Below are 21,496 nucleotides of genomic sequence, written 5' to 3' on the forward strand. Positions count from 1 at the left end.
GCAGCATGGCATTGGTGAGTGTTTCGTGACGGCCGGCGAGCAGGGCCGGGGCTTGGGCTTCTTTGCCTTCATGGCGGGCTCGGTGCTGGGTGCGGCCCTGCAGCTGCAGCAGGCCGCGTTGTGGGGCACCGCCGTCTACGGCGGCATGCTGGCGGTCGCGGCGGCATGTCTGCCCTTGCTGCGCGGATGGCGGCCATCCTCGCGCGTCCTGCTGCCCGCCCTGCTGATCGTGGGGGTGCTGGCCGGTGCCGGCCTGACGGGCTGGCGCGCCTGCGCCTATGCGGGCGAAGCCCTGGACCCATCGCTGGAAGGCCGCGACCTGCAGGTGGAGGGCGTGGTCTCGCAGATGCCGCAGCACGGCGATGGGGCCGTGCGCTTTCTCTTCGATGTCGAGCACGCCCACTGGGCCGGTGATGCCGATAGCCGCCTGCCGCGCACACCCTCGCGCATCGCGCTGGGCTGGTACGCGGACAACACCGGCCTCTGGGGGCGCGCGCCCGAGCAGGCCTCGCGCACCGAGCCCGCTGCCGCGCAGGGCGCTGTGCACGCGGGCGAGCGCTGGCGCATGACGGTGCGCCTGAAGGCGCCGCACGGCAATCTCAACCCGCACGGCTTCGACCACGAGCTGCGCTTGTGGGAGCAGGGCGTGCAAGCCAGCGGCTACGTGCGCACGGGCACGCGCGACGCGCCGCCGCAGCGGCAGGCGCAGACCTGGCGCCACCCGGTCGAGCGGGCGCGCGAAGCGGTGCGCGACGCCGTCTTCGAGCGCGTGCCCGAGCGCCGGCCGGCCGGCGTGATAGCCGCCCTGGTCACCGGCGACCAGAACGCGATCGAGCGTGCCGACTGGGATGTGTTCCGCGCCACCGGCGTGGCGCACCTGATGTCGATCTCGGGCCTGCACGTCACGATGTTCGCCTGGCTGGCCGCTTGGGGGGTGGGCGCGGCCTGGCGGCGCAGCCGCCGCCTCATGCTGTGGCTGCCCGCGCCGCATGCGGCCCTGGCGGGCGGCGTGCTGCTGGCGGCGCTGTATGCGCTCTTCAGCGGTTGGGGATTGCCCTCGCAGCGCACGATATGGATGCTGACCACGGTCGCCCTGCTGCGCCTGGCGGGGCGGCAGTGGCCCTGGCCGTTCGTGTGGCTGTGCGCCTGCGCGGTGGTCGTGGCCCTCGATCCGTGGGCGTTGATGCAGGCGGGCTTCTGGCTCAGCTTCGTTGCCGTCGGCGTGCTGTTCGCCAGCGGGTCGGCGGAAGCGGGCGGCACAGGCGCTGCCGCGCGCCTGGCGCGCATGGCCCGCGAGCAATGGGCGGTGACGCTGGCGCTGACGCCGCTGAGCCTGCTGCTCTTCCAGCAGGTCTCCAGCGTCGGGCTGCTGGCCAATGCCATTGCCATCCCGTGGGTCACGCTGGTCCTGACGCCGCTCGCCATGCTCGGCGTGCTGCTGCCGCCGCTGTGGGACCTGGCCGCCCGGGCGGTGCAACTGCTGGCCCTGGTGCTGCAGTGGCTGGCCGGGCTGCCGCTGGCCACGCTCTCTGCGCCGGCGCCCGCGCTCTGGGCGAGCGTGGCCGGCGTGGCCGGTGGGGTGCTGCTGGCGATGCGCCTGCCCTGGGCGCTGCGCATGCAGGGGCTGCCGCTGCTGCTGCCGGCCCTGCTCTGGCAGGCGCCGCGCCCGCCCGTGGGCGAGTTCGAGCTGCTGGCGGCCGACATCGGCCAGGGCAATGCGGTGCTGGTGCGCACCGCGACCCACAGCCTGCTGTACGACGCCGGGCCGCGCTACAGCCTGGAAAGCGACGCCGGCCACCGGGTGCTGGTGCCGCTGCTGCGGGCGCTGGGCGAGCGGCTGGACACCGTCGTCCTGAGTCACCGCGACAGCGACCACACCGGTGGCGCGCCCGCGGTGCTGGCGATGCATGCCGAGGCCGAGCTGCGCAGCTCGGTCGAGGCCGGGCACCCGCTGCAGCAGCTGCGGCCGGTCCAGCGCTGCCTGGCCGGCCAGCAATGGACCTGGGACGGCGTGCGCTTCGAGGTCCTCCATCCCCAGGAGGCCGACTATGCCGGCTTCACCAAGCCGAACGCGGTCTCCTGCGTGCTGCGTGTCGGCAACGGGCGTGCCACCGTCCTGCTCGCCGGCGACATCGAGCGGATGCAGGAAGCCGCGCTGGCAGCGCGCACGCCGGCGCTGCAGGCCGACCTGCTGCTGGTGCCGCACCATGGCAGCAAGACCTCCTCGACCCCCGCGCTGCTCGACGCCGTGCAGCCGCGCATCGCGATGGTCCAGGCCGGCTACCGCAACCGCTTCGGCCACCCGGCCGGGGAAGTGGTGGCGCGCTATGCGGAGCGCGGCATCGCCTTGGTCGATTCGGCGCATTGCGGTGCCGCCGCCTGGTCCAGCGCCCATCCCGCAGCCGTGCGTTGCCAGCGGCAGGAAGGCCGGCGCTACTGGCATCACCAGCCGCCCTGAATCCCGTGTTGGGGTTAGCGTGAGCAGGGCGTCTGGCCTTGAACTTGCTAAGCTACGGTCAAGGAGATTGGTCGTTCCATGCACAAATTCGACGAGATGTACGAGCAGCTGCCCTACCAGGGCGCGGCGATCCGGAATCACTACAAGCGCTACGACCAGTGGCTCGCGAAGCAACCGCCCGAGGTGATGCGTTCGCGGCGGGAGGAGGCGGAGATGATCTTTCGCCGGGTCGGCATCACCTTCGCCGTGTATGGCGCGAAGGACGAGGACGGTTCCGGCACCGAGCGCCTGATCCCCTTCGACCTGCTGCCGCGCATCATCCCCGCCCATGAATGGGAGAGCATGGAGAAGGGCCTGGTGCAGCGCGTGACGGCGCTCAACCGCTTCATCCACGATGTCTACCACGGGCAGGAGATCGTCAAGGCCGGCGTGGTGCCTTCGGAGCAGATCTTCAACAACGCCCAGTACCGGCCCGAGATGGTGGGCGTGAAGGTGCCCAACGACGTCTATTCGCACATCGCCGGCATCGACATCGTGCGTGCCCCCGACGCCAGCGGCAACGGCGAGTACTACGTGCTCGAAGACAACCTGCGCGTGCCCAGCGGCGTGAGCTACATGCTGGAAAACCGCAAGATGATGATGCGGCTCTTTCCCGAGCTCTTCAGCCAGAACCGCGTCGCTCCGGTGGCGCACTATCCCGACCTGCTGCTCGAGACCCTGCGCGCATCGGCCCCGCCGGCCACTGCCGAGCCCACGGTGGTGGTGCTCACGCCCGGCATGTACAACAGCGCCTACTTCGAGCACGCCTTCCTCGCCCAGCAGATGGGCATCGAGCTGGTCGAGGGGCAGGACCTCTTCGTCAAGGACGACTTCGTCTACATGCGCACCACCCGCGGACCGCGGCGCGTCGACGTCATCTACCGCCGCGTGGACGACGACTTCCTCGACCCCGAGGTGTTCCGCCCGACATCGACGCTGGGCTGCGCCGGCCTGATGCGCGCCTACCGCGAGGGCAACGTCGTGATCTGCAATGCCGTGGGCACCGGCGTGGCCGACGACAAGTCGATCTACCCCTACGTGCCGAAGATGATCGAGTTCTACCTGGGCGAGCAGCCGATCCTCAAGAACGTGCCGACCTGGATGTGCCGCAACAAGGAAGACCTCGACTACACCCTGGCCCACATGAAGGACCTGGTGGTCAAGGAGGTGCACGGCGCCGGCGGCTACGGCATGCTGATCGGCCCGGCCGCCACCCAGGCCGAGATCGAGGACTTCAAGAAGGCCGTCATGGCCAAGCCCGACGGCTACATCGCGCAGCCGACGCTGAGCCTGTCGACCTCGCCCACTTTCGTCGAGTCGGGCATTGCGCCGCGCCACATCGACCTGCGGCCCTTCGTCCTCTCGGGCAAGGAAGTGCAGATGGTGCCGGGCGGTCTCACGCGTGTCGCGCTCAAGGAGGGCTCGCTGGTGGTCAACTCCTCGCAGGGCGGGGGCACCAAGGACACCTGGATCCTCGAGGGCGACCGGCGGACCAAGCCGCGCAACGGCGCGCCGGAACAGACGCAGAGCCAGACCCAGACGCAGTCGAGCTGATCGAGGAGAAGAACACCATGCTTTCGCGCACCGCCGATCACCTCTACTGGATGTCGCGCTACACCGAACGGGCGGAGAACACCGCCCGCATGCTCGACGTCAACTACCAGACCTCGCTCTTGCCGCAGTCGGCCGAGGTCGCCAAGTACGGCTGGCAGGGCCTGCTGTCGATCAGCGAGCTGCTGCCGGCCTTCAACGAGAAGTACGACCAGATCACGCCGGACCGGGTGATGGAGTTCATGGTCAAGGACGAGTCCAATCCTTCGTCCATCGTGTCCTGCCTGCGTGCCGCGCGCGAGAACGCGCGGGCCGTGCGGGGCGCGCTCACCACCGAATCGTGGGAGACGCAGAACACCACCTGGCTCGAGGTCAACCGCATGCTGCGCGCCGGCGATTTCGAGCGCGATCCGGGGCAGTTCTTCGAGTGGGTCAAGTTCCGCTCGCACCTGTCGCGCGGCGTGACCGTCGGGACCATGCTGCAGGACGAGGCCTTCCACTTCTCGCGCCTGGGCACCTTCATCGAGCGCGCCGACAACACGGCCCGCCTGGTCGACGTGAAGTTCCACGCGCTCAACAGCGAGTTCTTCGGCACCGCCACCGAGGAGGACCAGGAGTACGACTTCTATCACTGGAGTGCCATCTTGCGCAGCGTCTCGGCCTTCGAGGTCTACCGCAAGGTGTACCGCGACGTGATCAAGCCCGAGCGCGTGGCCGAACTTCTCATCCTGCGCGCGGACATGCCGCGCTCGCTGCACGCCAGCCTGGTCGAGGTGGTGAACGACCTCGAGAAGGTGCAGAACGACCAGAGCGCCGAGACCCAGCGGCGCGCCGGCAAGCTGCTGGCGGACCTGCAATACGCGCGCGTCGACGAGATCCTCGCGACCGGGCTGCACGCGTACCTCACGCAGTTTCTCGACCGGGTGAACGACCTGGGATGGCGGATCAGTCAGGACTTCCTGGTCCCGGGACACTGAAGGGATTAATCCCAAGTCCGCGGAAGGTCCGCGTTCGGTAAGACGCAAGTCTTATCGATTTCAAGTATCGACTTCTGGAGGGGTTCGGCCCCTCCGTTCTTCACGCTCGCCCACCCACTCGGCGGCAACCCCCTTCCTGTTCACGCGCACGGCACGGTGGGCGGCGCTGCCGTGCGCACCGTCCCGGCCGATGCGGTGAACGACAAAAGCGCGGGGCGGTCTTTCCGGTGAAGCTGGTGCTGGAGCGTCGAGGGCGGAAGTCGCAAAGAGATATTCACGGGAATCAAATCTGACCAATTCTCGCTTGGTGAATATTCACATTGAGTTCGAAGTCGCGGGTCGTTAATGTGCCGGGCTCGATCTCGCTGTCGCATAAGTCACCAACCAATTAACCAGGGAAGAAAGACATGGCAATTGCGCCACTGCCGTTGGCCGCCTGCCTCAAGTACGCCGAGCTACAAACGGCCGCAGAGGCATTCTTAGTCGATGAGAGGAACGGAAAGATCAGAGAAGGTCCAAGGCAAGCGCTCATCGACGGGAATCGTCGAGGCACTCGCTTCACGCGCCTACGGGCCGCCGAGTTTGCCGAACACTGGATCGCCTTGGACCAGACGGCGGCCCCTGCGACAGATTTTGGTGGCACGTTGTTCAAGTGCATCCGGGACGATCCGGCGACCGGCGCCGTGGCGGGCGAACTCGTCATGTCCTTCCGCGGCACCGAATTCATCGGCAATGCCGCGCACGGCGACGACGCGACCAGCGCTTCGCAACTCAACACCATCGGCTCTGCATGGGATCGCGTATGCGACATGGAAGCGTGGTACCAAAGTCTGAGGAATCGCCGCCTGCTGCAGCCTGGCCAAGACTTCGCCGTCACCGGCTACGGGCTGGGCGGGCACCTGGCCACCATTCTCAGTTTGCTGCATGGTCCGACGGCACCCGCGGCCGATCGCGCGGCGATCCGTCTGGTCGTCACCTTCAGCGGTGCGGGGGCAAGCGGCTTCGATGACGGCACTGGGCCGGACAACCAATTCGAAGCGGCCAGTCGAACTCGCTTGGTGCAACCTTTGATCGTGGGCCATGCAATAGAGGGCTTCGGCGACATGCACAGCCTCGTGTCGATCGTGGATTCGCTCAATGTCCAGAACGCCTTGCTGCAGATGCTGCCCGTGGGCCAGCGCAGCAGCGACGAGGCTGTCGAGACGCTCAACGGCATCCTGCGCAATGCGTCCCATCTGAAGAGGGTGAATGCTGATGCGCCCCGTGGCGAGAGCCCGGGCAAGGCTGAGCGCGATGCGCTGGAAACTGTGCTCAACGCACTGGCCGGGTTGGTCTTTGGTCCGCTTGGCCAGCCGAGGTTGACGGGATCGTCAAGCGGCAACGACTGGCATCGGGGAAGCAAGGATGGCGATGCCAGACGCGACACGTTCTACAGCGTGCTGCGGCAGATTCAAGAAAGCGATCTCTACAAGAAAGCCGTTGCAGGGGAAGTGTCGCTGACCTTGACTGCGAGCAGTGGCGACTTGGCGATGAACGCGCGCACTCACTTCGGCGCGTTTGCCGCCTTGTACAGCCTCAGCCCGTTCGTGTTGTCGTCTTCAACGGCCGGTTCGTTAGAGGCAGCGGCTGGCGGTCACTGGGGTGTGATCTACGACGATTGGCTGGCGGACAAGGTGGCGCTGGAAACGGGCGCCACCACGGATGAACTGCGCATCACCGATCGATGGCTGAATGATCGTGCGGGACTCTTGGAATGCAGGAGTCATCATGACGATGACAACGACAGTTCGCGTGCAGGCGAGCACGACCGTTCAAGGACCCGGCAGAGTGAGGTTGCCCAGGTTGGGGATTTGGCACAAGCGGTTCACAAGAACATTGCGAGCGGCTTTGAGGGAGGGAAATTGGGATGACCGGGACGCCGTTGGATCTAACCCTGTTTGGCCCCTTGCCGGGTGCGATCGGACTGTTGTACTGGCTGCTCGCAACTGCTGTGCTTGCCTTTGCGCTTTGGTATCCGGCGCGATGGCTGCTCAAGCCGCCCTTGGCTGCGCTCGCGCTCTCGCGCCGCTGGTTGCCTGCAGTCTTGTTGGGCCTGAGCCTGCTTGTCAGCGCCTGCGGCAACGGCCCTGGCACGTCTCGTTTAAGCGAGCGCCAGATCAAGGCCCAGGCCATGTTCGCCGAGCGGTGCAAGACAGCGGGCGAGAGGATTCACAAGACCGTGGAGAACGTGGAGGGGGTGTATCTGCTCAAGATCCGTTCCACCACCAACCATGGTGACCAATTCAAACTAGATGACCCCTACGGCCACGATTCCACTGGTGACATGTACATCCTGAATTTCCTTCGAGGCTTCTATCACCAACGTGCGACTGCGCCTGTTGCTGGGGAGCCTCCGCAGTTGGGCTACAGCTACGTCGAAGCACTAGACCCCCAGGATGGGCAGCGATACAGATACACAGGTGCAAAGAAGGCCGTCCGCACGAAGAATGTGGATGCCCCTGGAGTGCAGTTCGAACTCGAACGCAACCCGCACTATGACTTAAAAATTTATCAGTTTGCGCTCAACAAGAGTCGTGTTACTGGTCCCGCGCCACGCTACGGTGTGACTTACGACGACATCTCCACGCGCGAGGAACGAGAGTACTGGATTGCTGGAAGCTCGCTGAAGGTCGTCGATCTACAGACTAACGAAGTCATTGCAGAACGGGTGGGCTACATGATGGATTGGGCGCAGGGGAGCCGAGCCGGGGGGCGATTGCCGTGGTTGTTTGCGGCGGACACCGCTTGCCCAGGGTTTCAACGAAACCCCATTCGACCAATTACGCGGGGCGGCTCCGCTCAACCTGGGCAGACACTATTCTTTGTAGAAAAAGTTCTCAAACCATCAATCAAGTAAGCAGGGAAGACAGACATGACAACCGCGAAACTATCCATCGTTGACTACCTCAAGTCTGCTGACTTGCAGATGGCCTCGGAAGCATTCTTAGTCAATGAGAGTAACGGGCAGATCAAGGAGGATCTAACGCAAGCCCTTATTGACGGGAACTTTCACGCCAGCCGCTTTACCAAGGTGCAAGCCCTCGAATTCGAGAAGCACTGGGAAGTTGTAGACCAGCAAGCAAACACATCTACGGGCTTCAGCGGTACGCTGTTTCGCAACAAGGACACCAACGAACTCGTCATGTCCTTCCGCAGCACCGAGTTCATCGACGACGCCGCGCGCGACAACCAGGCCACCAACGCCCTGGAGATCGCAGCCACCGGCAACGACCTCGCGAACGTGCTGACCGCCAATGCCGGCGACAACCTCCTCGACGGTGCGAGCGGCATCGACACCGCCTCCTACCACCACAGCGCCGCGGCCGTGACCGTCAGCCTGGCGGCCACGGGCGCACAGGACACGGTGGGCTCCGGCTTCGACACGCTGGTGGACATCGAGCGCCTGCTCGGCAGCAGCCACGACGACACCCTGACGGGCAACGCCGGCAGCAACATGCTCACCGGCGGCGCGGGCAACGACACGCTCGATGGCGGCGCCGGCAACGACACCCTGATCGGCGGCGCCGGCAACGACACCTACCGCATGGCGCGCGGCCAGGGCAGCGACACGATCATCGAAGCCGACGCCACCGCAGGCAACAAGGACACGGTGGAGTTCGCCAGCGGAATCACGGCAGACCAGCTGTGGTTCAGGCAAGTGGGCAACAACCTCGAAGTGAGCATCATCGGCACCGAGGACAAGCTCACCCTCAACAGCTGGTACGCGGGCAGCGGCTACCAAGTCGAGGAGTTCAGGACCAGCGAAGGCCATGTGCTGATCGACACCCAGGTGCAGAACCTGGTGCAGGCGATGGCGAGCTTTGCGCCGCCGGCTCCGGGCTCGGTGACCGCGACGCCGTTGGACGATCGGGCCTGGCTGGTGCCGACGCTTGCTGCTTCGCTCTGGGGCTAAAGAAGCGGGTGCAGGCGCGGCTCGTGCCGGCAAGGTCGTTCAAGTCAGCGTCGCCCTCCGCACCGCCAGCTCCCACAGCGCCATCTTCTCCTGCGCCTTCTCCCGGCTCAGCGTGGGCAGGAAGCGCCGCTCCACCCGCCACTGCTTCGACAGTTCCCCCGTGTCGCGGTACACGCCGCTCGACAGGCCGGCAAGGTAGGCCGCGCCGAGCGCCGTGGTCTCGATGACCTCCGGCCGTACCACCGGAATCCCCAGCAGATCCGCCTGGAACTGCATCAGCAGGTCGTTGACGGCCGCACCGCCGTCCACGCGCAGCTCCGCCACCGGCGTGCCGCCTGCGGCCACCGCGTCGCGGCTCATGGCCTGCAGCAGCGCAGCGCTCTGGTAGGCGATGCTCTCCAGCGCCGCGCGCGCGATGTGGGCCACGGTGGTCCCGCGCGTCAGCCCCGTGATTGTGCCGCGCGCATCGGCATTCCAGTAGGGCGCGCCCAACCCGGTGAAGGCCGGCACCATCATCACCCCGCCTGCATCGGGCACGCTCTCGGCCAGGGCCTGCACCTGCGCGCTGCCTTGAATGGCCTTCAGTCCATCGCGCAGCCACTGCACCACCGCGCCGCCGACGAACACGCTGCCCTCCATCGCGTACTGCGGCGGCATGCCGGGCGCCTGCGCGGCGCTGGTCACGAGCAGGCCGTTGTGCGAAGGCTGGAAGTCGCCGCCCGTGTGCATCAGCAGGAAGCAGCCGGTGCCATAGGTGTTCTTGGCCATGCCGGCCTCGAAGCAGGCCTGGCCGAAGAGGGCGCTCTGCTGGTCGCCGGCCACGCCGCCGATGGGCAGCGGCCGGTCGAACAGGCCGGCGTCGGTGTCGGCGAAATGCGCGCTCGAAGGCTTGACCTGCGGCATCAGCGAGGCGGGGATGTCCAGCGCCTCGAGCAGGTCGGCATCCCACTGATGCGTGTGCACGTTGAAGAGCATGGTGCGCGAGGCGTTGCTCACGTCGCTCACATGCTGCTTGCCGCCGGTCAGTTGCCAGATGAGCCAGCTGTCCACCGTGCCGAAGGCCAGCTCGCCGCGCTCGGCCGCGGCGCGCGCGCCGGGCACGTTGTCGAGCAGCCAGCGCAGCTTGGTGCCGGAGAAGTAAGCGTCGATGACGAGGCCGGTTTTCTCCTGGATGGTGCCGGTCATGCCGTCCTCGCGCAGCTTCGCGCACAGCGGCTCGGCGCGGCGGTCCTGCCAGACGATGGCGTGATGCACCGGCTGGCCCGTCTTGCGGTTCCACAGCACGGTGGTCTCGCGCTGGTTGGTGATGCCTATCGCATGGATGTCGCTCGCGTTCAGCTGGGCCTTGGCCAGCACCTCGTGCGCGGTGGCGAGCTGGCTGCTCCAGATTTCCATCGGGTCGTGCTCGACCCAGCCGGGCTGCGGATAGATCTGCGTGAGCTCCCGCTGTGCGATGGCGACGATGCGGCCCTCGCGGTCGAAGACGATGCTGCGGGAACTGGAGGTGCCCTGGTCGAGGGCGAGCAGGTAGGTCATGAGGAATCGTCCTTGATCAATGTTCGCGCGCGATCTCGCAACGGACCTGCGCCTGCGCCAGCAGCTCGGGGAAGGGCGGCGGCGGCTCCGCGTCGGTGAACAGGCAGTCGATCTGCGACAGCTTGGCCAGCTCGATCATCGCCGGGCGGTTGAACTTGCTCGCGTCGGCCGCCAGCCAGACCTCGCGCGCCTGGGCGATGATGGTCTGCGCCACCTTCACCTCGCGCAGGTCGAAGTCGCGCAGCGTGCCGTCGGACTCAATGCTGGAGACGCCGATCAGCGCGATGTCGACCTTGAACTGCCGGATGAAATCGACCGTGGCCTCGCCGACGATCGCACGGTCGCGCAGCCGCACCGAGCCGCCCGCCACGATCACCTCGCAGTTCGGGTTGTCGCTCAGGATGGTCGCCACGTTGAGGTTGTTGGTGATCACGCGCAGCCCGCTGTGCTGCAGCAGCGCCTTGGCGATGGCCTCGGTGGTGGTGCCGATGTTCAGGATCAGCGAGCAGTCGTTCGGCACGCGCGCGGCGACGGCGCGCGCGATGCGCGCCTTGCCCTCGGCATGCAGGGTCCCGCGCTGCTGGTAGCCGATGTTCTCGGTGGTCGAGCTCGGCACCCGCACGCCGCCGTGAAAGCGCATCAGCAAGCCTTCGTCGGCCAGGCGCTGCACGTCGCGGCGCACCGTTTGCAAGGTGACGTCGAGCATGTCGGCCAGCTGTTCGACCGTGACCGAGCCGCGCGCGCGCACGGTGTTGAGGAGCTTGAGCTGGCGGGGATTCGAATTCACGCGAATGAAAGAGAGCGCAGGGCAGGCTACTTTAGAACGAAAGAAAACGAAGACTCTTAAGGGTTAACGACTAGGAAAATCGCGCCTTAAGGAACCAAAATGAAAAAAAGCGAAAATGCTTCGAGCAGAGTTCGAGACTCCCCGAGAGACCTACAGAGACCCGATCCAAGAACGTGAGCGCATCCCCTCCATCCTCCTCGGCCAACGCCCAGGCCGCGTGCGACGTGCTGATCGTCGGCGGCGGCATCAACGGCTGCGGCATCGCGCGCGATCTGGCGGGCCGCGGCTGGCGCGTGCTGCTGTGCGAAAAGGACGACCTCGCGGCGCACACCTCTTCTTCTTCCACCAAGCTGATCCACGGCGGGCTGCGCTACCTGGAGTACTACGAGTTCGCGCTGGTGCGCAAGGCGCTGCAGGAGCGCGAGGTGCTGCTGCGCAGTGCGCCGCACATCATGTGGCCGCTGCGCTTCGTGATGCCGCACGACCCGTCGATGCGGCCCGCGTGGATGGTGCGCATGGGCCTCTTCCTCTACGACCATCTGGCCCGCCGCGAGGTGCTGCCGGGTTCGCGCTCGGTGGACCTGCGCGCGCATGCGGCCGGTGCGCCGCTCAAGCCGCAGTTCAAGCGCGGCTTCGTGTATTCGGACGGCTGGGTCGACGATGCGCGGCTGGTGGTGCTCAATGCGCTGGATGCGCGCGCCAAGGGCGCCGAGGTGCTGACGCGCACGCGTTGCGTCAGCGCGCAGCGCGATGCGGACGGCTGGACCGCCGTGCTCGAAGGCCCGGCCGGCCTGCGCACGGTGCGCGCTCGCGCGGTGGTGAACGCCGCGGGCCCCTGGGCCGAGTCCTTCCTGCGCGGCGTGGCGCAGTCTGCCAGGGGCGAGGCGCTGGCGACCCGGCACCTGCGCCTGGTCAAGGGCAGCCACATCGTGGTGCCGCGCCTCTTCGCGCACGACCATGCCTACATCTTCCAGAACCCCGACAAGCGGATCATCTTCGCGATCCCCTACCAGGACGCCTTCACGCTGATCGGCACCACCGACATCGAGCTGAGCGGCGACGACCCCGGCGCGGCGCGCATCGGCGCGGACGAGATCGACTACCTCTGCACGCAGGCCAGCCGCTATTTCGAAAAGCCGATCGTGCCGGCCGACGTGGTGTGGACCTACTCGGGCGTGCGCCCGCTGCTCGACGATGCCTCGGGCGATCCCTCGGCGGTGACGCGCGACTACATGCTCGAATCGAACACCGCCGCGGCGCCGCTGCTGTCGGTGTGGGGCGGCAAGATCACCACCTTCCGCAAGCTCTCGGAGGACGCGGCCGACGAGGTCGGCCGGATGCTCGGCGAAGCGCGCCCGGCCTGGACCGAGGGCGCCTTCCTGGCAGGCGGCGACCTCTCGGGCTGGATCGGCGCCGCCGCGCGCCCGGACGAAGACTTCGACCGCTTCGTCGCCGCCGTCCGTTCGAAGCATCCGTGGCTCGATGCCGCGCTGGCGCGCCGCCTGGCGCGCGCCTATGGCGCCCGCGTCTCGGCCGTGATCGGCGGGGCGCAATCGATGAACGACATGGGCCGTGCCGTGGCCCCCGGCCTGCACGAGCGCGAGCTGCGCTACCTGCGGGAGGAGGAGTGGGCCTGCAGCGGCGAGGACGTGCTGTGGCGCAGGTCCAAGCTGGGCCTGCATTTCACGGCGGACGAACGCGAACGGGTCGGTGCCTGGATGCAGCAGCAGGCCCGCGCTCAAGAACAGCAAGAAGGAGTTGCATGCAGCTGACACTCGAGCGCATCACCAAGAAGGTGGGCGCGCAAACCTGGCTCTACGAGCAGAGCATCGCGCCGAGGCACGGCGCGGTGACGGTGCTGCTCGGCGCCACGCAAGCCGGCAAGACCAGCCTGATGCGGCTGATGGCCGGGCTGGACACGCCCACCTCGGGGCTGGTCCTGGTCGACGGCAAGAACGTGACCGGCGTGCCGGTGCGCGAGCGCAACGTGGCGATGGTCTACCAGCAGTTCATCAACTACCCCTCGCTGAAGGTGGCCGACAACATCGGCTCGCCGCTCAAGCTGCGCGGCGAGAAGAACGTCGAGGCGCGCGTGCGCGAGCTGGCCGAGAAGCTGAGCATCGGCATGTTCCTCGACCGCTACCCGGCCGAGCTCTCCGGCGGCCAGCAGCAGCGCGTGGCGCTGGCGCGCGCGCTGGCCAAGAATGCGCCGCTGGTGCTGCTCGACGAGCCGCTGGTCAACCTCGACTACAAGCTGCGCGAAGGCCTGCGCGAGGAACTCACGCAGCTCTTCGCCACCGGCGACTCGACCGTGATCTACGCCACCACCGAGCCCGGCGAGGCCCTGCTGCTGGGCGGCTACACGGCGGTGATGGATGCCGGCGAGATGCTGCAGTACGGCCCGACCGCCGAGGTCTTCCACGCGCCGCAGTCGCTGCGCGTGGCACGCGCCTTCAGCGATCCGCCGATGAACCTGCTGGCCGGGCGCGTGGCCGCCGGTGGCGTGCAACTGGCCGGCGGCCCGCTGGTGCCGCTCACGCTTTCGCCGGGCGTCGAGGGCGCCGTCACGATCGGCCTGCGCTCCAGCGCCTTGGACGTGCGGCAGGGCGAGGGCGACATCGCGATTCCGGGCAAGGTCGAGCTGGCCGAGATCTCGGGCTCCGACACCTTCGTGCACGTCGAGACCTTGGTGGGCGAACTCGTGGCCCAGCTGACCGGCGTGCACCGCTTCGAGCTCGGGGCCGCCATCACGCTGTATTTCCCGGCCGCGCAGGCCTATGTGTTCGACACTGCCGAACGGCTGGCCGTAGCGCCCGCCTGGCGCAAGCAAGGAGGCTGAGGTGGCACGCATCGACCTCGACCTGGCGCATGCCTATCGCCCCAACCCCACGCAGGACAGCGACTATGCGCTGCTGCCGCTCCAGATGAGCTTCCGCGACGGCGGCGCGTACGCCTTGCTCGGCCCCTCGGGCTGCGGCAAGACGACCATGCTCAACGTCATCTCGGGCCTCCTGGTGCCCTCGCGCGGCACCGTGAGCTTCGATGGGCGCGATGTCACGCACGCGTCGCCGCAGGAGCGCAACATCGCCCAGGTGTTCCAGTTCCCCGTGATCTACGACACCATGACCGTGGCCGAAAACCTGGCTTTCCCGCTGCGCAACCGCAAGCTGCCCCCCGAGCAGATCAGGAAGCGCGTGGGCGAAATCGCCGAGATGCTCGACATGAGCGGCCAGCTGAACCAGCGTGCCGCCGGCCTGGCGGCCGATGCCAAGCAGAAGATTTCGCTCGGCCGCGGGCTGGTGCGCAGCGACGTATCGGCCGTGCTCTTCGACGAGCCGCTGACGGTGATCGACCCCAACCTCAAGTGGCAGCTGCGGCGCAAGCTCAAGCAGATCCACCGCGAGCTCAAGCTCACGCTGATCTACGTCACGCACGACCAGGTCGAGGCGCTGACCTTCGCCGAGGAGGTGGTGGTGATGACCCGCGGCAAGGCGGTGCAGGTGGGCAGCGCCGACGCGCTGTTCGAGCGGCCGGCCCATACCTTCGTCGGGCATTTCATCGGCTCGCCGGGCATGAACTTCCTGCCGGTGCTGAGCAGCGGCTGGTCGCTCGAAGTCGCGGGCATGCGGCTCACGACGCAGCGCACGCTGCCCGAGGGCGCGCTCAAGCTGGGCATTCGTCCCGAGTACGTCACGCTGGCCGAGCCCGGCGCGGCCGGTGCGGTGGCCGCGACCGTCGTGCAGGTGCAGGACGTGGGCACGCACCAGATGCTGACGGCGCGTGCGGGAGAAAGCGTGATCAAGGCGCGGCTGCCTTCCGACGTGCAGGTGCCGGCGGCGGGTTCGCCGGTCTGGCTGAAGGTGGTGGATGCGCATACGTGCTTCTACCGCGACGAGGAGTTGGTGGCATGAGCGCAGCGCAGAACCGCTTCAAGCAAGCTCGCGCCCCCTTGGGGGGCAGCGAGGACACGAAGTGCCGAGCGTGGGGGCAGACATGAACGGAACAACCAAGCCCATCAACCAGAAGGCCTGGTGGCTGGTGCTGCCGGTGCTGCTGTGCGTGGCCTTCTCGGCCATCGTGCCGCTGATGACGGTGGTCAACTACTCGGTGCAGGACATCATCTCGCCGGAGCGCCGCGTCTTCGTCGGCACCGAGTGGTTCGCCGCGGTGATGCGCGACGACGAACTGCACGGAGCGCTGTGGCGTCAGCTCGGCTTCTCGCTGGCGGTGCTGCTGGTCGAGATCCCGCTGGGCATCTGCCTGGCCCTGTCGATGCCATCGACCGGCTGGCGCTCTTCCGCCGTGCTGGTGATCATTGCGCTGTCGCTGCTGATCCCCTGGAACGTGGTGGGCACCATCTGGCAGATCTACGGCCGCGCCGACATCGGCCTGCTCGGCTGGGCCCTGCAGAAGCTGGGCGTCGACTACAACTACACGGGCAGCGCGACCGATGCCTGGCTCACGGTGCTGGTGATGGACGTCTGGCACTGGACGCCGCTGGTGGCGCTGCTGTGCTATGCCGGCCTGCGCTCCATCCCCGACGCCTACTACCAGGCCGCGCGCATCGACGGTGCCAGCCGCTTCGCCGTGTTCCGCTACATCCAGCTGCCCAAGATGCGCGGCGTGCTGATGATCGCGGTGCTGCTGCGCTTCATGGACAGCTTCATGATCTACACCGAGCCCTTCGTGCTCACGGGCGGCGGGCCGGGCAACGCCACCACCTTCCTGAGCCAGTACCTCACGCAGAAGGCCGTGGGCCAGTTCGACCTGGGCCCGGCGGCGGCCTTCTCGCTGATCTACTTCCTGATCATCCTGCTGTTCTGCTTCGTTCTCTACAACTGGATGCAGCGCGTCGGCACGCAGGCGGTGGAGGAACCCCAATGAATGAACAACGCTTCCGCAAGCGCAGCATTTTCCTGCTGCTCTACATCCTGTTCGCCCTGTTGCCCATCTACTGGATGGTCAACATGAGCTTCAAGACGAACGAGGAGATTCTTTCGAGCTTCTCCTTCTTCCCGCAGAACTTCACCTGGGCCAACTACGCGCGCATCTTCACGGACGAGTCCTGGTATTCGGGCTACATCAACAGCCTCATCTACGTGGGCATCAACACCGTGGTCTCGCTCACGGTGGCGCTGCCGGCAGCGTATGCCTTCTCGCGCTACTCCTTCCTCGGCGACAAGCATGTCTTCTTCTGGCTGCTGACCAACCGCATGACGCCGCCGGCGGTGTTCCTGCTGCCTTTCTTCCAGCTCTACACGACGGTGGGGCTGATGGACACGCACTTGGGCGTGGCGCTGGCGCACCTGCTCTTCAACGTGCCGCTGGCGGTGTGGATCCTGGAAGGCTTCATGAGCGGCATCCCCCGAGAGATCGACGAGACGGCCTACATCGACGGCTATTCCTTCCCGCGCTTCTTCCTCACGATCTTCCTGCCGCTGATCAAGGCGGGCGTCGGCGTCGCGGCCTTCTTCTGCTTCATGTTCAGCTGGGTCGAGCTGCTGCTGGCGCGCACGCTGACCAGCGTGAATGCGAAGCCCATCGTGGCGACCATGACGCGCACCGTGAGCGCCTCGGGCATGGACTGGGCGACGCTGGCGGCGGCGGGCGTGCTGACGATCGTGCCGGGCGCGATCGTGATCTGGTTCGTGCGGCACTACATCGCGAAGGGCTTCGCGATGGGGCGGGTCTGATCGACTCACTCCCTCTCCCGCGAGCGGGAGTGGGGACAAGAAGAAAGGAGTTTGGAATGTTCGAATGGATGGTCTGGACCACCCCGGTGGCGGTCTTCTTCAGCTGCATCGCGCTGATGCTCGTCGGCATGACCGTATGGGAATTCAAGTCGCCGACGACTCTTCGCCGCGGCTGGCTGCCCATGGAGACGACGCGCGGCGACCGCCTCTTCATCGGCCTGCTGATCGCGGCCTACATCAACCTGATCTTCATCGGGCTGGCCGGCAAGTTCCAGGAATGGCTGGCGCTGGAGGCCGAGCCCTCGATCTGGATCAGCTTCGTGCTGTCGATGCTCGTGCTCGCCCTGGTGATGCGCAAGGGCTGAATTCTTTTCACGCTGTCCGGCTCTTCGCTTTCCCGGGGCCGGGATCTGCACAACACCGGGAAGCACCTAGAGGAGACATCCATGAAGATTCGCTATACAGCGCTGGCACTGGCAGCGGCGGCGCTCGCCATGCAGAGCGCCTCGGCGGGTGAAGCCGAGGCCAAGAAATGGATCGACAGCGAATTCCAGCCGTCGACCCTGAGCAAGGACCAGCAGACCGCGGAGATGAAATGGTTCATCGACGCCGCCAAGAAACTGCAGGCCAAGGGCGTGCGCGAGATCTCGGTGGTGTCGGAAACGATCACCACGCACGAGTACGAGTCGAAGACATTGGCTCGCGCCTTCGAGGAGATCACCGGCATCAAGGTCAAGCACGACCTGATCCAGGAAGGCGACGTGGTCGAGAAGCTGCAGACCTCCATGCAGTCGGGCAAGTCGATCTACGACGGCTGGATCTCCGACTCCGACCTGATCGGCACGCACTACCGCTACGGCAAGGTCATGAACCTGACCGACTACATGGCCGGCAAGGGCAAGGAGTACACCAATCCCGGGCTGGACCTGAAGGACTTCATCGGCACCAAGTTCACGACCGCACCCGACGGCAAGCTCTACCAGCTGCCCGACCAGCAGTTCGCCAATCTCTACTGGTTCCGCGCCGACCTGTTCGCGCGCCCGGACCTGAAGGAGAAATTCAAGGCCAAGTACGGCTACGACCTGGGCGTGCCGCTCAACTGGAGCGCCTACGAGGACATCGCCGAGTTCTTCAGCGTGGACGTGAAGACGATCGATGGCAAGCCGATCTACGGCCACATGGACTACGGCAAGAAGGACCCGTCGCTGGGCTGGCGCTTCACCGATGCGTGGCTCTCGATGGCCGGCACCGCCGACATCGGCACGCCCAACGGGCTGCCGATCGACGAGTGGGGCATCCGCGTGGGCGACGACAAGTGCACGCCGGTGGGCGCCAGCGTGTCGCGCGGCGGCGCCACCAACTCGCCGGCGGCGGTCTACGCGCTCACAAAGTACGTCGACTGGATGAAGAAGTACGCGCCGCGCGAAGCCACTGGCATGACCTTCGGCGAAGCCGGCCCGGTGCCCGCGCAGGGGCAGATCGCGCAGCAGATCTTCTGGTACACGGCCTTCACTGCCGACATGACCAAGCCGGGCCTGCCGGTGGTCAATGCCGACGGCACGCCCAAGTGGCGCATGGCGCCCGGCCCGAACGGCCCGTACTGGAAGCAGGGCATGCAGAACGGCTACCAGGACGTCGGCTCGTGGACCTTCTTCGCCGCCCACGACGAGAACCGCACCGCGGCCGCCTGGCTCTATGCGCAGTTCATCACTGCCAAGACCACGTCGCTGAAGAAGACCATCGTCGGCCTGACGCCCATCCGCGAGTCCGACATCCAGTCGAAGGCGATGACGGACATGGCGCCCAAGCTGGGCGGCCTGGTCGAGTTCTACCGCAGCCCGGCGCGCGTCGCCTGGTCGCCCACCGGCACCAACGTGCCTGACTACCCCAAGCTCGCGCAGCTCTGGTGGAAGAACGTGGCCGAGGCGGTGACGGGCGAGAAGACCCCGCAGAAGGCGATGGACAACCTGGCCGACGAAATGGACAACGTCATGAGCCGCCTGCAACGCGCCGGCATGGCCAAGTGCGCGCCCAAGCTCAACGCCAAGGGTGATTCCGGCAAGTGGCTGAGCGACCAGCACGCGCCGTGGAAGAAGCTGGCCAACGAGAAGCCGAAGGGCGAGACCATCGACTACGACAAGCTGCTGACGGCCTGGAAGGAAGGCAAGGCGCGCTGATCAACTGCGCGTCTCTGCCGGGGGCTGCTGTGCATGGGCACAGCAGCCCTTTTTGCTTTGGGGTCGCGGCTTTGCTAGCCTCGCGCGATGCTCGGGCGACGCCAATTCATCCTTCTGGCCGCGGCGCTGGCCGGCCGGGCCCATGCGCAGCAGGCCGAGGACGCCGTGGCCGAGCGCTTGCGCGCCGGCCGCTGCGCGGTGTTGTGGCGCCATGCGCAGACCACTTCCGGCGTGGGCGATCCGCCCGGCTTCAGGCTGGACCGGTGCGACACCCAGCGCAACTTGAGCGATGCGGGCCGGGCCCAGGCCCGCGCGGCCGGCGAATGGTTTCGCAGCCGGGGCCTGCGGCCGCGCACCGTGCGCTCCAGTGCGTGGTGCCGCTGCAGGGACACGGCGCAGTTGGCTTTCGGCGGGCATGAACTGTGGACGCCGCTCAACTCCAGTTTCGGCAATGCGCAAGTCGCGCCCGAGAACCGGAAGCTTCTGTTGGAAGGCCTGGCACGCATTCCGGCCGGCGCCTTCGAAGTCTGGGTCACGCACCAGGTCAACATCACGGCATTCACCGGCGAGTCCGTGGCGATGGGAGCGGCCGTGGTGGTGGACCGCGCCGGCCAGGTCATGGCGCGCGGGCAGTTCGGCGCCTGATCAGGCGATCGCGCGCTGCAGGTTGAGGCGGGCCTGCGACTCGAGGCGCGCGCGAACCGACGGCGTGAGGTAGAGCGGATCGCGCGCCAGGAAGCCGCCGAGGATGCGGCGCCGCCGCGGCTCGAAGACTTCGGGCGGCACATGCGCGTACTCGATGCGGATCTGTCGTTCGTACTCGGCGAAGCGCGGCGCCGGCGCGCCGAGGATGGAGAGGTCGATGTCGACCAGCAGTTGCGCATCCGCCTCCTCGGGCTGCGCCTGGTGACGCGTGGCCATGACCAGGGCATGCACGCGCTGCGCAGCCTCGGCGTCGACGCCGGCATCGCGCAGAGCCTGCCGCGCCCAGTCGGCGCTGCGTGCCTCGTTGTCGTGGCGGTGCACGTCGTAGATGGCGTCATGGAACCAGAGCGCCAGCGCGATCTCGGCGGGGCGCCTGGCATGGCTGCGCTCGAGCGCCAGGCCTTCGAGGCATTCGTCCAGATGCTGCAGGGTGTGATAGGCACGATGCGCCTCGCCGTAACGCGCGAGCAGCGCGTCGAAGAGGGCGTCATGGGGGGCGCTGTCCGGCACCTGCACGCCCAGCGCACGCCAGGCCTCGGCCCAGGCGGCATGGCGCGCATCGGCCTGCATCAGTTCTCCATCGCGGCGCGCACCTCGCGCCCCAGCTCGATCACCGACATCGCGTAGTAGCTGCTCCAGTTGTAGCGCGTGATGACGTAGAAGTTCTGCGTGCCCGCCACGTAGCTGGGCGCGTCGGCGCCGTTCTGCAGCTCGATCAGCGCCAGCAGTCCCTGGTGCCGCAGCGCCTCGCCCTCGAGCACCGCGCCGCCGGCCACGAAGCTGTCGGCGCTGAAGCTGGGCAGGATGTCGGGCGCCAGCAGCACCTCCTTCTTGAGCCGCGCCTCGTCGAAGCCCACCGGGTAGATGGGCTGCATGCCCGGCTGCCACCCGAAGGCCTTGAAGTAGCTGGCCACCGAGCCGATCACGTCGGTCGGGTTGTCGACCAGGTCGATGCGGCCGTCGCCGTCGTAGTCGATCGCGTACTTGGCGATGCTGCTGGGCATGAACTGCGGCATGCCCATCGCGCCGGCATAGCTGCCGACCGGCACCATCGGGTTCTCGGCGGTGCGGCTCTCGGTGCTGAGGAAGCTTTCGAGCTCGCCGCGAAAGAAGGCCTGGCGCTCGGCCGCGCGCGGATGGCCCTGCGGAAAGTCGAAGGACAGGGTGGCGAGCGCGTCGATCACGCGAAAGTTGCCCATGGTGCGGCCGTAGATGGTCTCGACCCCGACGATGCCGACGATGATCTCCGCCGGCACGCCGTACTCGGCCTCGGCGCGCGTCAAGGTTGCGGCGTTGGCGCGCCAGAAGCGCACGCCGGCGCCGATGCGCACCGGGTCGATGAAGCGGCTGCGGTAGACGCGCCAGTTCTTCGCCGTGCCGCGGGGCGCCGGCAGCATCAGCCGCGGCACGTTGGGCAGCAGGCGCGCATTGCCGATGGTGGCGCGCACCCAGGCGCGGTCGAGGTTGCGCCGGGCGGCCACGTCGTCGGCGAACTGCATCGCGTCGTCGCGCGTGGCGTAGGGCGTTTCGCCGCGCACCACTTTCTGGGCCGAGGCGGGGAGGGCGGCGCCCAGCAGGACGAGGGCCAGGGAGAAGGCGGTCGGGAGGAGGCGTCGCATGG

General features: G+C 67.1%; 18 protein-coding genes. 14 read left to right on the forward strand and 4 right to left on the reverse strand.

Going from position 1 to position 21,496, the window contains the following annotated elements; translation table 11 throughout:
• Positions 1 to 70 precede the first annotated feature (70 nt).
• The 6 genes from AC3A6Y_RS10770 to AC3A6Y_RS10795 all read left to right on the forward strand — a co-directional run bounded on the left by AC3A6Y_RS10770 (position 71) and on the right by AC3A6Y_RS10795 (position 8,977).
• On the forward strand, positions 71 to 2,458 hold the full coding sequence (locus tag AC3A6Y_RS10770; protein ID WP_487869043.1) for a DNA internalization-related competence protein ComEC/Rec2: 2,388 nt from the start codon (positions 71 to 73) through the stop codon (positions 2,456 to 2,458).
• A gap of 78 nt (positions 2,459 to 2,536) precedes the next feature.
• Positions 2,537 to 4,051 (forward strand): circularly permuted type 2 ATP-grasp protein, encoded by a 1,515-nt coding sequence (locus AC3A6Y_RS10775; RefSeq protein WP_487868214.1) that lies wholly within the window; start codon positions 2,537 to 2,539, stop codon positions 4,049 to 4,051.
• A 17-nt stretch (positions 4,052 to 4,068) separates the two neighbouring features.
• On the forward strand, positions 4,069 to 5,025 hold the full coding sequence (locus AC3A6Y_RS10780; RefSeq protein ID WP_487868215.1) for an alpha-E domain-containing protein: 957 nt from the start codon (positions 4,069 to 4,071) through the stop codon (positions 5,023 to 5,025).
• Positions 5,026 to 5,432: 407 nt separating this feature from the next.
• Positions 5,433 to 6,935, forward strand: coding sequence for a hypothetical protein (locus AC3A6Y_RS10785; RefSeq protein ID WP_487868216.1), 1,503 nt, complete (start codon positions 5,433 to 5,435; stop codon positions 6,933 to 6,935).
• The gene (locus AC3A6Y_RS10790) at positions 6,932 to 7,921 is read left to right on the forward strand and encodes a hypothetical protein (protein ID WP_487868217.1); all 990 of its coding nucleotides are present in this window, start codon (positions 6,932 to 6,934) and stop codon (positions 7,919 to 7,921) included. The genes AC3A6Y_RS10785 and AC3A6Y_RS10790 overlap by 4 nt, the downstream gene beginning before the upstream one ends.
• A gap of 15 nt (positions 7,922 to 7,936) precedes the next feature.
• Positions 7,937 to 8,977, forward strand: a complete 1,041-nt coding sequence (locus AC3A6Y_RS10795; protein WP_487868218.1) for a calcium-binding protein — start codon at positions 7,937 to 7,939, stop codon at positions 8,975 to 8,977.
• A gap of 39 nt (positions 8,978 to 9,016) precedes the next feature.
• Here the strand turns inward: AC3A6Y_RS10795 and glpK are convergent, their stop codons facing one another.
• Both glpK and AC3A6Y_RS10805 read right to left on the reverse strand, forming a co-directional pair.
• A complete protein-coding gene (glpK, locus tag AC3A6Y_RS10800; protein WP_487868219.1) occupies positions 9,017 to 10,513 on the reverse strand; it encodes a glycerol kinase GlpK in 1,497 nt (498 codons plus the stop codon).
• Positions 10,514 to 10,529: 16 nt separating this feature from the next.
• The gene (locus AC3A6Y_RS10805; protein ID WP_487868220.1) at positions 10,530 to 11,300 is read right to left on the reverse strand and encodes a DeoR/GlpR family DNA-binding transcription regulator; all 771 of its coding nucleotides are present in this window, start codon (positions 11,298 to 11,300) and stop codon (positions 10,530 to 10,532) included.
• Between the two features lie 173 nt (positions 11,301 to 11,473).
• Between AC3A6Y_RS10805 and glpD the strand changes: the two genes are divergently transcribed.
• The 8 genes from glpD to AC3A6Y_RS10845 all read left to right on the forward strand — a co-directional run bounded on the left by glpD (position 11,474) and on the right by AC3A6Y_RS10845 (position 19,815).
• Entirely contained in the window at positions 11,474 to 13,072 is a 1,599-nt protein-coding gene (glpD, locus tag AC3A6Y_RS10810) for a glycerol-3-phosphate dehydrogenase (protein WP_487868221.1), read from the forward strand.
• The gene (locus AC3A6Y_RS10815; protein ID WP_487868222.1) at positions 13,063 to 14,139 is read left to right on the forward strand and encodes an ABC transporter ATP-binding protein; all 1,077 of its coding nucleotides are present in this window, start codon (positions 13,063 to 13,065) and stop codon (positions 14,137 to 14,139) included. Before glpD ends, AC3A6Y_RS10815 begins: the two co-directional genes overlap by 10 nt.
• Position 14,140: 1 nt before the next feature.
• Positions 14,141 to 15,211, forward strand: coding sequence for an ABC transporter ATP-binding protein (locus tag AC3A6Y_RS10820; protein ID WP_487868223.1), 1,071 nt, complete (start codon positions 14,141 to 14,143; stop codon positions 15,209 to 15,211).
• A gap of 82 nt (positions 15,212 to 15,293) precedes the next feature.
• Positions 15,294 to 16,184 (forward strand): carbohydrate ABC transporter permease, encoded by an 891-nt coding sequence (locus AC3A6Y_RS10825; RefSeq protein ID WP_487868224.1) that lies wholly within the window; start codon positions 15,294 to 15,296, stop codon positions 16,182 to 16,184.
• On the forward strand, positions 16,181 to 16,993 hold the full coding sequence (locus tag AC3A6Y_RS10830) for a carbohydrate ABC transporter permease (protein ID WP_487868225.1): 813 nt from the start codon (positions 16,181 to 16,183) through the stop codon (positions 16,991 to 16,993). Before AC3A6Y_RS10825 ends, AC3A6Y_RS10830 begins: the two co-directional genes overlap by 4 nt.
• Before the next feature lie 56 nt (positions 16,994 to 17,049).
• A complete protein-coding gene (locus tag AC3A6Y_RS10835; protein WP_487843260.1) occupies positions 17,050 to 17,358 on the forward strand; it encodes a DUF2160 domain-containing protein in 309 nt (102 codons plus the stop codon).
• Between the two features lie 81 nt (positions 17,359 to 17,439).
• On the forward strand, positions 17,440 to 19,170 hold the full coding sequence (locus AC3A6Y_RS10840) for an ABC transporter substrate-binding protein (protein ID WP_487868226.1): 1,731 nt from the start codon (positions 17,440 to 17,442) through the stop codon (positions 19,168 to 19,170).
• 87 nt (positions 19,171 to 19,257) lie between these two features.
• Positions 19,258 to 19,815, forward strand: a complete 558-nt coding sequence (locus AC3A6Y_RS10845) for a histidine phosphatase family protein (protein ID WP_487868227.1) — start codon at positions 19,258 to 19,260, stop codon at positions 19,813 to 19,815.
• On the opposite strand, the gene AC3A6Y_RS10850 is transcribed toward AC3A6Y_RS10845, so the two are convergent.
• Together AC3A6Y_RS10850 and mltB are read right to left on the reverse strand one after the other, a co-directional pair.
• Complete coding sequence (locus tag AC3A6Y_RS10850) at positions 19,816 to 20,445, reverse strand: HD domain-containing protein (protein ID WP_487868228.1); 630 nt, start codon at positions 20,443 to 20,445, stop codon at positions 19,816 to 19,818.
• On the reverse strand, positions 20,445 to 21,494 hold the full coding sequence (gene mltB, locus AC3A6Y_RS10855; protein ID WP_487868229.1) for a lytic murein transglycosylase B: 1,050 nt from the start codon (positions 21,492 to 21,494) through the stop codon (positions 20,445 to 20,447). The genes AC3A6Y_RS10850 and mltB overlap by 1 nt, the downstream gene beginning before the upstream one ends.
• Positions 21,495 to 21,496: the final 2 nt, after the last annotated feature.

The organism is Variovorax sp. Soil_C_17 (assembly GCF_057657265.1).

What these genes read in the sequence shown, in the direction of transcription:
- AC3A6Y_RS10770 (WP_487869043.1), top strand. Translation starts at nt 71, where the DNA reads ATGGCGGGCTCGGTGCTGGGTGCGGCCCTGCAGCTGCAGCAGGCCGCG.
- AC3A6Y_RS10775 (WP_487868214.1), top strand. Translation starts at nt 2,537, where the DNA reads ATGCACAAATTCGACGAGATGTACGAGCAGCTGCCCTACCAGGGCGCG.
- AC3A6Y_RS10780 (WP_487868215.1), top strand. Translation starts at nt 4,069, where the DNA reads ATGCTTTCGCGCACCGCCGATCACCTCTACTGGATGTCGCGCTACACC.
- AC3A6Y_RS10785 (WP_487868216.1), top strand. Translation starts at nt 5,433, where the DNA reads ATGGCAATTGCGCCACTGCCGTTGGCCGCCTGCCTCAAGTACGCCGAG.
- AC3A6Y_RS10790 (WP_487868217.1), top strand. Translation starts at nt 6,932, where the DNA reads ATGACCGGGACGCCGTTGGATCTAACCCTGTTTGGCCCCTTGCCGGGT.
- AC3A6Y_RS10795 (WP_487868218.1), top strand. Translation starts at nt 7,937, where the DNA reads ATGACAACCGCGAAACTATCCATCGTTGACTACCTCAAGTCTGCTGAC.
- glpK (WP_487868219.1), bottom strand. Translation starts at nt 10,513, where the DNA reads ATGACCTACCTGCTCGCCCTCGACCAGGGCACCTCCAGTTCCCGCAGC.
- AC3A6Y_RS10815 (WP_487868222.1), top strand. Translation starts at nt 13,063, where the DNA reads ATGCAGCTGACACTCGAGCGCATCACCAAGAAGGTGGGCGCGCAAACC.
- AC3A6Y_RS10825 (WP_487868224.1), top strand. Translation starts at nt 15,294, where the DNA reads ATGAACGGAACAACCAAGCCCATCAACCAGAAGGCCTGGTGGCTGGTG.
- AC3A6Y_RS10830 (WP_487868225.1), top strand. Translation starts at nt 16,181, where the DNA reads ATGAATGAACAACGCTTCCGCAAGCGCAGCATTTTCCTGCTGCTCTAC.
- AC3A6Y_RS10835 (WP_487843260.1), top strand. Translation starts at nt 17,050, where the DNA reads ATGTTCGAATGGATGGTCTGGACCACCCCGGTGGCGGTCTTCTTCAGC.
- AC3A6Y_RS10840 (WP_487868226.1), top strand. Translation starts at nt 17,440, where the DNA reads ATGAAGATTCGCTATACAGCGCTGGCACTGGCAGCGGCGGCGCTCGCC.
- AC3A6Y_RS10845 (WP_487868227.1), top strand. Translation starts at nt 19,258, where the DNA reads ATGCTCGGGCGACGCCAATTCATCCTTCTGGCCGCGGCGCTGGCCGGC.
- AC3A6Y_RS10850 (WP_487868228.1), bottom strand. Translation starts at nt 20,445, where the DNA reads ATGCAGGCCGATGCGCGCCATGCCGCCTGGGCCGAGGCCTGGCGTGCG.
- mltB (WP_487868229.1), bottom strand. Translation starts at nt 21,494, where the DNA reads ATGCGACGCCTCCTCCCGACCGCCTTCTCCCTGGCCCTCGTCCTGCTG.